Raw genomic sequence first — 11,905 nt, forward strand, 5'->3', positions numbered from 1 at the left:
ATCGCTCGCCAATGACAAAGGACAAAGAAATGACAAATCTTTTTTATCGCAATATTCGACTGCTAATTTTAACCATTATTGTAATTGTGGTTTGGGGACTTTCGGCTTTCTTTAGTTTGCCTCGTTTGGAAGACCCAGAACAAACTCCCCGTAATGCGGTAATTACAACTAGTTTTCCTGGTGCTAGTGCTGAAAGGGTAGAATCTTTAGTTACAGAAAAACTGGAACAGGAATTATTAGAAGTTGAAGAGATTGATAAGATTGAATCTACTTCTCGCCTGGGTTTTTCGACCATCAATGTGCAATTGAAAGATGAAATTGTTGAAGTCGATCCGATTTGGTCGAGAATCCGCGACCAAGTAAACGATGTTGTCCCTCAACTTCCTGCTGGTGCAGCTACACCTAATCTGGATGAGACGGAAATTCAAGCTAATGCCCTAATTATTGGTTTAACTTGGGAACTAGATTCACCACCTAATTATGCTATTTTACGTCGTTGGAGTGAAGAACTACAGGCTCGATTGCGATCGCTTGAAGGAACTAAGCAAGTAGAACTTTACGGTACTCCCACAGAAGAGATTACGGTTACTATTAGTCCCGAACGTTTAAATTCTTTAGGTTTAAATGTAGCTGATATTTCCCAACAAATTAAAAATAGTGATGCTAAAGTATCAGCCGGTCAATTACGTAGTGATAATAACGATCTTTTATTTGAGGTAACAGGAGAATTAGATTCTCTCAACCGTATTAATAATATTCCGATTCAGTTTGGTAGTACAGGACAATCAATTCGCTTGGGTGATCTTGCTGTAGTTAAAAAGGGAATTGTTGAACCTGCTAGTGAGTTGGCTTTAATTAATGGTAAACCTGGTATTGCGATCGGGGCAATGGTTCAGTCTAATCAACTTCTTGATCGTTGGGCAAAAGTTGCCTTTCTGACTCTAGATCAATTTAAAGCACAATTAGCTGATGGAGTTGGTTTACACATCCTGTTTAATCAAAGTGTTTATGTAGAAGCCCAATTAAGTCAAGTAATTAGTAACTTGATTACAGGAGGATTACTAGTTGTAGCTGTTACCTTCTTTATGATGGGTTGGAAATCCTCTTTAATTGTTGGTTCAGCTTTACCTTTAGCAACCTTAACTGTGTTTGGTTGTATGCAGGTTTTGGGAATTCCTCTTCATCAAACCTCAGTTACAGGAGTGATTATTGCATTGGGTTTATTGATTGATAACGCAATTATTGTTGTTGATGAAGTGCAACACTGTCTTAAAGAAGGGATTAAACCCGATCGCGCGATATCTAAAACTGTTTCTACCATAACCATACCTTTACTCGCTTCTACTGTAACTACAGTTCTCGCTTTTCTGCCGATTGTTTTAGCTCCAGGTGGTGGTGGGGAATTTTTGGGCGATTTGGGCATGACAGTTATTCTAGCAATTGTTAGCTCTTTAATTCTCTCTTTAACTATCATTCCTGCTTTGGTAGGGAGATTGAATTCCCGTAGAGGCGAATGGCATTCACCCCATCAAAAGCATTCGTCTAAACAACCTTGGTGGCAAGTTGGCTATTCTAATTCTCATCTAACTGAAATCTATCGCTGGAGTTTAGATAAAATTCTTGGAAAACCTTTATTAGGCATTGCTTTAACTTTAATTTTGCCAATCTCTGGTTTTTTGATTGCACCGCATTTAGAACAACAGTTCTTTCCGCCCACAGACCGCCAACAATTTTATCTTGAAATAGAATTACCTACCCAAACATCGATCGCAACTACTCAAACTACGGTAACAGAAGCCAGGCAAATCATTACCAAACGCCCTGAAGTAGTAGATGTTCATTGGTTTATGGGCAAGAGTGCGCCTTCATTTTATTACAATGTTGTGCGCGATCGCGAAAATTCTGCCAATTATGCCCAAGGAATGGTACAGGTTAAACCTGGTGTTAAATCTGGCTCTTTAATTCAAGGTTTACAAACAGAATTAGACCGTGCCTTTCCTCAAGCTCAAATTTTAGTGAGACAATTAGAACAAGGTCCTCCCTTTGGCGCACCAATTGAATTGCGTCTTTATGGTTCAGATTTAGATCGATTACAAGAATTAGGTAATCAGGCGCGGACTATTCTCTCTCAAGTGCCTAATGTCATTCAAACTAAAGCAGATTTAAGCGAAATACCTAAACTAGCCTTAAATATTAACGAAGAAGAAGCCAGAAGAGTAGGAATTGATAAAACTGCGATCGCACAACAGTTAGATTATTCTCTAGAAGGTGCGGTTGGTGGTTCGGTTTTGGAATTTACTGAAGAACTAGCAGTTAGAGTGCGCCTGGATCATGTAAACCGCTCTAATTTAACCGATATTTCTTCCCTTAATATCAATACTCCCAATGGTTCTATTCCTTTATCTGCCGTCGCTGAAGTGCAAATAGTTCCCGATCTAGCTGCGATCGCCAGACGTAATGGAGAAAGAGTGAATACTGTCAAAGGATATATTAGTGCAGGAACTTTACCTGCTGAGGTTTTAGCCCAATTTCAACAACAACTAAAAAGTAATCATTTTCAACTGCCTGTAGGTTATCGCTATGAATATGGTGGCGAAGCAGATACTCGAGGTTCAGCGGTAGGTAATTTATTTTCTAGCATCGGAATACTATTAATTTTAATGGTAGCAACTCTCGTCCTGACCTTTAACTCTTTCAAACTCGCAGCCGTCATTGCTGTAATCGCCGTTTTATCAGTAGGATTAGGATTTGGTTCTCTTTGGTTATTTAGTTATCCCTTCGGTTTTACTGCGATTCTTGGCACTATTGCTTTAGTTGGAATAGCTGTCAATGATTCAATTGTTGTTTTGAGTGCTTTGGATGAAGATCCCCAAACCCGTACAGGCGGTCTCGGCAAAGCCGAGGCACTGCGTGATCGCTATGCAACCAGAGAAATAGTAGTTCGTTCTACTCGTCATATCATTTCCACTACTGTTACTACTGTGGTTGGTTTTATTCCCTTAGTTTTAGACCCTAGTGGTTTTTGGCCACCGCTTGCCATTACCATCGTTTGTGGGTTAGGAGGAGCTACTTTAATGGCATTATATTTTATTCCCTGCATTTATCTCCTGATTTGTCGTTATCCCAACCCTTTACTACTTTTACCAGCAGCAGCGCAAGTAGTGGGGTTATTGCCACCTAGCAAACCTAGTTCTAGTAAATTATTACCAGGAAGTAGCGATCGCGGTAGTCGAGTCAAACAAAACCATCAACGCTATTTACCCAAAAATGTAGCTCAGAAAAAAGGCAGAAAAAATTTAGCTTTAAAAGCTAGTAAATTTCCTTTGATCAATAAAATTAAGTCCGATTGAACAACATTTCGGTAAACTCATTCTAAGTACTCTTAAGGGAAACACCCAAACAGTTTATCTAACTTGATCTATCATCAAGGAACAAAAAGTGATTTTGAACTTGCGATCGCATTTAATAACTAAAATCAGTACAATAAAAGATTAGAGCTATTTTCAATATTTAATGATGTTGACTTGCACTTTGTTTAACTTAACCTACGCCTATCATAAAATTTAAACCTTTTCTTCCACAGAAGAATTGGCATAAAGTTCTTTAATCATACGGGGATAAAGAATCAAAAAATAACCCCACCATAAACCAATTAAAATAGCTAAGATTAACGTGAGCCATAGTATTTTAGTTAAAACCCAACAAACACTTACTAAACTAATCCCCGTCAAGATAATTGACCAAGGTTGACACCACCAAGGCTTATAATTCCAAATGTTAAATGAATTATTTTTTGATTGAGAATTCAATTTCAACTAATCCTAACTAAGTACAAAATTTTATATGGATTTGGCTTATATAAATACTTCATATTCAAGATTAGCATGATTTAAAAAAAACATAATTTTAACTAGATATCAATTAACTAAACCATTCTGCTCCGCCTGGTAATTGAACTAACTGCTGATCGATTTCATTAGGTAAATCTTTAACAGTATGTATATAAGTTAAATCTAGTAATTTTTGACTAATATTTATTAATTCATCGCGTTGAATTTGTGCTGATATTTGTGCGGGTTTTAAACCGCCGTTCAAGACTTCTACACTAACAGGACGAATAGCCACCTCAATGGCTTCTTCTAAATAAGGTAACCATTCAGCTTGCTTAATATAATAAGACTTTTTATTGTCTTTAAGATTAAGTTTTTTAATTTGAATAATTGAATCAGATATAGAAGCTATCCAAGAATTTGTTAAGCGTTTTTCGAGTTGATTTTTAATTAAATGAATCAGTAAGCGAACTAAAAAGGATTCAATATTGCGTAAAATTGCCTGTTTACCCATTCCTTCTAGTTCATCAATAATATCTAATGCATCTTGATAGCGTCCTTCAACTATACTCTGTTTGAGATCGATTAATTCTTGAACCATTATGTTAGTTTGATAAATTAAAATTGGTCACAACACTTTTTCTTGCTTCTATTTTAAGAATTATACGATCGCGCGTACTTGGACACGGATTTTTTTGAGCAACTAAGTCTAGTGAGTGCGTCGAAGACTAGCTGATTTTTTACGGGACACGGAATTATTATCCCTCAGATTAAGTTAAATTTGGAGCAGATATCTATTTTTTTACATTTGAGGATGTTTAATGATTCTTAAAATTACTAATTGCTTGGGAAATTGCTCTAGCTGTCGTTAAAATACTTGAATGCTAAAAAGATTATCTAAAATTCACCAAAAATTTAGTCCCGAAAAACTCAAGATTATTAGTAATATAGGTTGGTTGGTTTCCGAGCGAATCTTCGGGATGGTGATCAACTTTGTGGTAGTTATTTATGTAGTTAGATATTTAGGTTCGGCGAACTTTGGAAAACTAAGCTATTGTATTAGCTTTGTGGGTTTATTTGAGGCGATCGCGAAATTAGGACTAGATGATATTGTAGTTCGTAACTTAGTACGAGAAAAAGAATATACGAATATTATTCTCGGTTCATCCTTTATTTTAAAATTAATTGGTTCGTTGGTTGCTTGCAGTTTGATTTTTATTAGTAGTTTAAGTTTTAATAATGACTGGCAAACTCAACTGATGACTTTAATTATTGCATTGGGTTTAGTTTTTACTTCTTTTGATGTGATTGATTACTGGTTTCAATCTCAAGTTCAATCAGGAGCGATCGCAATTGTCAGAAGTGGACAATTAATTTTAAATTCTTTAGCTAAATTAATTTTTGTAATTTGGCAATTTCCCTTGATTGCTTTTGCTTGGTTAATACTAATAGACTACCTAGGTAAAGCGATCGCTAGAATTTGGGTATATTGGCGACATCATTATTCTCTGTTTGATTGGCGGTTTAATTGGTCACAAGCAAGAAGATTACTGAAAGATTCTTCTCCTCTAATTTTATCTGGGGTAATGGTTGCGATTTACATGAAAATCGATCAAGTCATGTTGGGTAATCTTGCTAACGATCAAGCGGTAGGAAATTATGCTGCTGCGGTAAGATTTTCGGAAATTTGGTATTTTATTCCAATTGCAATTTGTTCTTCGGTTTATCCTGCCATTATTCAAGCTAAACAAAGAAGTGAGCAAGAATACTATTCTAAATTACAACAATTATATGATTTGATGGTTTGGATAGCGTTAGCAATTGCTGTTCCTATGACTTTTGTGGCAAAACCTTTAATGATTAGATTACTCGGCGCAGAATATGCTGAAGCAGGAGAAATTTTAGCGTGGCACATTTGGGCAGGAGTTTTCGTCTTTTTGGGCGTCGCTCGCAGCAAATGGTTAATGGTAGAAAATTTTACAGTATTTAGTTTTGCGACTACCAGTATTGGTGCATTAACTAACGTAATCTTAAATTTTCTCTTCATTCCTACTTATCAAGGCAATGGTGCTGCGATCGCGACAGTAATTTCTTATGCTGTTGCTGCCTATTTTGCTTGTATTTTTTATCCCCCAATGTTTAAAACTGGTTGGATGTTAACCAAAGCTCTTTTTATCCCCCTCAGATTTCGCCAAAATTTAGTTTATTTTCAGGCAATCAAAACTAAGTTATTATAATTTAATTTTTACACTTAAAAATATGAATTTCGCCGAACAACTTACTTATTGGTATGCTCGAATTTTTGCTAAACCTCAATATATTAAATTAAATAGATTATTGTTTACGTTGGGTTCAAAAGGACTGGGTTTGCGTAACTATCAGGATTTATCAATTACTGGTGAATTATCTTTCTTGAAAAAATATTTGATTCAGCGTCAAAATCCTATCGTATTTGATGTTGGCGCGAATCGAGGTAAATATAGTTTGATTTGTCAACAATTAAATCCTAACTCAAAAATATTTTGTTTTGAACCTCATCCTCAAAATTTCTCTTTCTTAAAAGAGCAAATAAAATCCTCAAATATTGTTGTGTTGAATCAAGCTTTATCAGAACAACCAGGCAAACTATTTCTTTATGATTATAAAAATAATAATGGCTCTACCCATGCCACTTTATATGAAAATGTAATTGAAACTCTTCATGGTTCAGAAAGTACTGCTGTAGAAGTTGAAGTTTCTACTATTGATACAGTAATTAAAAATTATAATCTTGATAAAATCGATTTGCTAAAAATAGATGTTGAAGGACATGAATTAAAAGTATTAACTGGAGCTAAAGAAGCAATTCAACAGGGAAAAATTGAGGCAATTCAATTTGAATTCACTCATATCAATGTTATTTCTAGAGTATTCATGAAAGATTTTATCGAGCTTTTGGGAGAAAATTATAATTTTTATCGGTTGTTACCCACAGGTTTATTACCATTAGGTCAATATAATCCAATTACTCACGAAATTTTTATCTATCAAAATATTATTTGTCTCAAAAAAGATTGTAATTAATTTTGATTATAATGATCATCTTACCTAAGTTATCAGTTATCAGTTACTAATTATGAGGGATGAATAATCAACCATTAACATAAGCGAAGCGCACTACCGTAGGTCTCAAAAATCAACCATTTACTCAATATAAAAACACAGAGTGAAAAAGTTTATTTTAAATATTGAATGCGGTATTACCAACCTTCAATTCGCAAAATTTTATTTTTAAATAACTGATAACCATAACCAAAAAAATGAGCTAAAGGCATGGTTAAGATGACAATTCCAGTATAAAACCAGCGAACTAGTAAAGATGGTATTTGTTCTGATTTTCCTCGCCAAATCTCAGTAGCAAATCGCTCTTTTAACTTCCAATTAACACGTAAACTTTCAATCAAAGGAATCAATAAACCAGCTAAAATTATTTCCCGAATATGTAAATTTAAGTCGGAAAAAGCTAAATCTAATAATAATAATAAAATTAAAGTTAAAATAAATAAAAAAGGTAATTTACCTCGAAGTTGCATTTGCTCTGGATGTTTGACACTAGTAAGATAGCGTCCTCTACCATATTTAAAATATTGTATCCATAATGATTTCCAAGTTTTTCTCGGATAATACCACACTTTAATATCCGAACTTACATAGATAGCTTCGGGATTTTTACTCAGTAGTTTTTGATTTAATTCTGCATCTTGGTTAGTAATTTGAGATGTGTCAAAAACATTAATCTCATTTAAGTTAGAGTTATTATCTACTGCTAGTAATGCTTTACGCCAAAAACATCCTAGATAAACAGTATCCGCATAACCGTCATAATTAATATTTCTATATTTTGCACCACCATTGCCTAAAATACTATTAGCAGCCAGAGCTACTCCTGCTTGAAAAGCACCAGCAGCAACAAAACGCTGTGCGCCACCAGCGTTGTCAGCTTTAGTTTCTAGTAAAGCTTTGACGCATTTTTCTACATAATCAGAAGCATATTCACAATGAGCATCGGCACGCAAAAAAATATCTCCTTTGGCTTTTTGTAAGATTATATTGAGAGCGTGTGATTGAATTTTATGGGGATTAATTATTAGTTTGACTCGTGAGTCGAATAATGAAATTTGTTTAACTATTTCCTGAGTGCGATCGCTACTGTTGCCATCGGCAATTATAATTTCGATTAATCTGGGATATTGACTAGCCAAAAATTTTTGAACAACTTTTTCTATATAAGCTTCTTCGTTATAAGCAGGAATAGCAATTGTTACTGAAGGCAAATCATTGGCAAACGAGTCAGTTGAAATAACCATAAATTACAATTTTTTAGTGGTTGAGATTTAATGGTTGTCTCTAATTAACTACAAAAGTTTTTAAAATCATAACAGCCAAAATAGCTAAAAGTTATACTGATTCTTGACAAATAATTTTTCTTGGTCATCCTCTAAATTAAATGTCGTTGTAAAGATTGACGCATCACATCTACGGGGACAGGTTGCTGTAACCAAATTTCTAACGCTGCTACACCCTGTTGTACCAACATTTCCAACCCATCAATTATAATTGCACCTTGTTTTTGAGCGAGTTGTAGAAATTTAGTGGGATTAGGAGTGTAAATTAAATCGTACACGATCGCGTCTGATGATAATTTTTTGAACAATTGGGCATCGATAGGAGATTGTTCTACTTGGGGATACATTCCAATGGGGGTTGTATTGATTAACAATTCTGCTGCTGGTAGTAATGCGTTCAATCCTTCCCAATAATGAATTTTTAATTTTTTAATAATTTCACGATTATCTTGCCAACTTTGATAAAACTGAGCCATTTTATCTTTATTGCGTCCTACTATGTGTATTTCTTGACAGCCAAGTTGAATTAATCCAACAATTACTGCTCTAGCTGCACCACCATTACCCAAAATTACAGGTGTTACTTGATGCCAATTTCGTTCTAAATTCTGTAACGGAGCGACAAATCCTATCACATCAGTATTTGTTCCTTGCCAACCAACCTTAGTACGCCAAACGGTATTAACTGCACCGATCATCTCCGCTTCAGGAGTAACTTCACTTAATAAAGGTATAATTGCTTGCTTGTGAGGAATAGTAACACTAAAACCAATTAAATCAATGGTTGCGAATCCCGCGATCGCAATGGCTAAATTATTTGGTTTAACGGGAAAAGGAATATAAACATAATCAATGCCCATTTGTTCGATAGCAGCATTGTGCATGACGGGCGATAAAGAATGTTCAACTGGATCACCGATAATTCCGAGCAGTTTAGTTGCACCTGTAATTAAGACCATAAAATGTTGTGATGTAATCCTCTTTTTTAACAATAGCTTGCCAGGTAAGTCACTTGACTACTAAAAAATTGATGTCATTGCCAAGCGCGATCGCTTTTAACTAAACTAGAGTAAGAGCGATCGCCAATGTAGTTAGCAAAAATTATTCACCAGCAGGATTAACTTTATCTATTACTTCTAAACTACCGTCATCATTAACTTTCCAAACATCATAACTTCCTACCACATCACCATTAGCATCAATATCGACATTTCCACTAGCCCCTTGATAATTAATATCCTCGCCTTGACGGACTAATTCCATCGCCTGACAAGCATCAGTAACTTCGGTACCAGGTGCATTAGCTACATCAAGAATTTTGCTTTTAATACCTTCTCCTGTATTAGCATCAGCAGCTTCCGCAGCTAGCATCATTAATACGGTTGCATCCCAAGTATGAGGAACATAAGCAGTTATTTCTTTACCTGTTTTTTCTTTCCAAACAGTAGTAAAGTCAGCCAAAGCTTTTCCATCTGCCCCTGGTACTGTTCCTAAAGCCCCTGCAATAATCGATTTTCCGTCTCCTGTTTTACCAACTTGGCGCACAAAATCTTCTGAATAAACACCGTCTGTCAATAAAAGTGTTACCCCCTCGCTTAATCCCTGTTCAAATGCAGATTTAAGCAAAACACTACCAGTTTCCGAATATAAAACGGCTGCTACCGCGTCGGGTTTACCACCAAAAGCAGCTTTGGCTTCACTATCTAAAGTGGCTGCTTTAGGATCGTAACGAACAGGTTTGCTAGCATCGGTTATTTTTCCTCCAGATTTTTCAAAAGCTTGGACAAATTCTTTTTCAAATCCAACCCCATAATCATTATTGATTACAACTGTAGCTACGTTTTTAAATCCTTGTTTACTCGCTAAAACTGCTAAAGCTTGAGCTTGATAATTGTCGGGAGGTGCTGTCCGCGCCCAATAACCGTTAAATTCATCATTTTTTGCTCTCTCGGTAAAAACGGGGCTAGTACTACCAGGCGAGACTAACATTACTTGATTTCTTACAGCTACATCGACTGCTGCACTAGAAACACTACTAGCAAAAGAACCTACTACTCCAGCTACCCGATCTACTTCTGCTAATTTAGTCATCGCAGTACTACCTACACTAGGATCGGTTTGATCGTCTTCAGTAATCAAACTGACTGATTCTTGATTAACTCCACCACAAGCATTGATAGTATCAACAGCTAATTGTGCTGCGACTGGCATATTTTTGCCAATGGAAGATAAATCACCTGTAATTGGAACTAAAGTTCCTAGTTTTAATCCTTTACCACTAGTTTGACCCGTAGTTTGTCCAGTTTCTCCTCCAGAATTGGTATTTTGACAAGCAGTTGTTAAAGAACTTAGAGTGATTAAGACTAAAGTAAATCCAACCAAAGATTTGCAGCGATAGACTATATTCATTTTGTTGTTTTACTCCTCACAAGACTAATTGAGTTGACACAGATTGTAACCAAAATTTTTACTGATACTAAATTCGATTACTAAAGTACACTTATCGATTAGAAGACAAATTATTCTATCGGAGGGATAATTCATGAATTATTCCTCCGGAAAAACATAATAAAAATTCCCCCGACGCATCACACAATCAAGGGAATTAAGTAATTGATTAAACCGTAATTCAATGAATTAAGCTTGCCATTTTTGAGCAACTAATTCTGCCAAGTCAACAACTCGCTGAGAATAACCCCATTCATTGTCATACCAAGCAACAACTTTAACCATGTCACCATCCATAACTAAGGTTAAACTAGCATCAACAATTGAAGACTCATCAGTACCACGATAGTCACAGGAAACCAAAGGTAAATCATTATAACCAAGAATACCTTTTAATTCTCCTTCGGCTGCTCTTTTCAAAGCTTCATTAACTTCTTCGGTAATAGTTTTCTTCTCAACTTGAGCTACAAAATCAACTACAGAAACGTTGGGAGTAGGTACACGCAAAGCAATACCATTTAGTTTGCCTTTTAATGCTGGTAACACCAAAGCAACTGCTTTAGCAGCACCAGTAGAAGTAGGAACAATATTAATAGCTGCTGCTCTTGCTCTTCTCAAGTCGCGGTGACTAGCATCAAGAATACGTTGGTCACCAGTATAACTATGAGTAGTAGTCATCGTGCCTTTAATGATCCCAAAATTCTCGTGTAGCACTTTAACTACAGGTGCAAGACAGTTAGTAGTACAGCTAGCATTACTAACAATATTGTCTTTACCGTGTTCGTAATCTTTGTGGTTGACACCCATTACATAAGTACCGATACCACCACCTTTACCAGGAGCAGTAATTAAGACTTTTTTCGCTCCTGCTTCTAAATGTTTGGATGCGCCGGCTTCATCAACAAAAACACCAGTAGCTTCAATAATTAAATCTACTCCCCAATCTTTCCAGGGCAAGTTGAGAGGATTACGATCTGATACACATTTAATAGTTTTACCATTAACAATTATTGAATTAGCATCAGCTTCGATATCAACACCTTTAAGAACACCCAGCATAGAGTCGTATCTCAACAGATGGGCATTGGTTCTAGGATCGGAAGTATCATTGATCCCTACCAATTCTAATTGGCTATTTTCTCTTCCTAGCCAACATCTTACAAAGTTACGTCCAATACGTCCAAAGCCGTTAATCGCTACTCTAATCACTGCGTCTTGCCCTCTATTTTGTTAGATGAATAG

At 35.8% G+C, this 11,905-nt stretch carries 9 protein-coding genes; 3 read left to right on the plus strand and 6 right to left on the minus strand.

All coding sequences use genetic code 11. From position 1 onward, the window contains the following. The first annotated feature begins 29 nt into the window (after positions 1-29). Positions 30-3,350: an efflux RND transporter permease subunit gene (locus STA7437_RS01090; protein WP_015191520.1), complete on the plus strand. Its 3,321-nt coding sequence runs from the start codon at positions 30-32 to the stop codon at positions 3,348-3,350. A 213-nt stretch (positions 3,351-3,563) separates the two neighbouring features. Here STA7437_RS01090 and STA7437_RS01095 read toward each other — a convergent pair whose 3' ends face one another. Both STA7437_RS01095 and STA7437_RS01100 read right to left on the minus strand, forming a co-directional pair. After that, positions 3,564-3,809, minus strand: coding sequence for a DUF6737 family protein (locus STA7437_RS01095; protein WP_015191521.1), 246 nt, complete (start codon positions 3,807-3,809; stop codon positions 3,564-3,566). A 112-nt stretch (positions 3,810-3,921) separates the two neighbouring features. Next, the gene (locus STA7437_RS01100; protein ID WP_015191522.1) at positions 3,922-4,431 is read right to left on the minus strand and encodes a DUF29 family protein; all 510 of its coding nucleotides are present in this window, start codon (positions 4,429-4,431) and stop codon (positions 3,922-3,924) included. Between the two features lie 280 nt (positions 4,432-4,711). On the opposite strand from STA7437_RS01100, the gene STA7437_RS01105 reads away from it, so the two are divergent. Next, positions 4,712-6,067, plus strand: coding sequence for a flippase (locus STA7437_RS01105; protein WP_015191523.1), 1,356 nt, complete (start codon positions 4,712-4,714; stop codon positions 6,065-6,067). Positions 6,068-6,089: 22 nt separating this feature from the next. Next, on the plus strand, positions 6,090-6,893 hold the full coding sequence (locus STA7437_RS01110) for an FkbM family methyltransferase (RefSeq protein WP_015191524.1): 804 nt from the start codon (positions 6,090-6,092) through the stop codon (positions 6,891-6,893). Positions 6,894-7,069: 176 nt separating this feature from the next. On the opposite strand, the gene STA7437_RS01115 is transcribed toward STA7437_RS01110, so the two are convergent. From STA7437_RS01115 to STA7437_RS01130, 4 genes are all read right to left on the minus strand, one after another. Beyond that, positions 7,070-8,176, minus strand: a complete 1,107-nt coding sequence (locus STA7437_RS01115) for a glycosyltransferase family 2 protein (protein ID WP_015191525.1) — start codon at positions 8,174-8,176, stop codon at positions 7,070-7,072. 131 nt (positions 8,177-8,307) lie between these two features. After that, entirely contained in the window at positions 8,308-9,174 is an 867-nt protein-coding gene (locus tag STA7437_RS01120) for a shikimate dehydrogenase (protein WP_015191526.1), read from the minus strand. Between the two features lie 142 nt (positions 9,175-9,316). Then, positions 9,317-10,624, minus strand: a complete 1,308-nt coding sequence (locus tag STA7437_RS01125; protein WP_015191527.1) for an ABC transporter substrate-binding protein — start codon at positions 10,622-10,624, stop codon at positions 9,317-9,319. A gap of 228 nt (positions 10,625-10,852) precedes the next feature. Beyond that, positions 10,853-11,872, minus strand: coding sequence for a type I glyceraldehyde-3-phosphate dehydrogenase (locus tag STA7437_RS01130; RefSeq protein ID WP_015191528.1), 1,020 nt, complete (start codon positions 11,870-11,872; stop codon positions 10,853-10,855). Between the last annotated feature and the right edge of the window lie 33 nt (positions 11,873-11,905).

This window comes from Stanieria cyanosphaera PCC 7437 (assembly GCF_000317575.1).
Classification (GTDB): Bacteria; Cyanobacteriota; Cyanobacteriia; order Cyanobacteriales; family Xenococcaceae; genus Stanieria; species Stanieria cyanosphaera.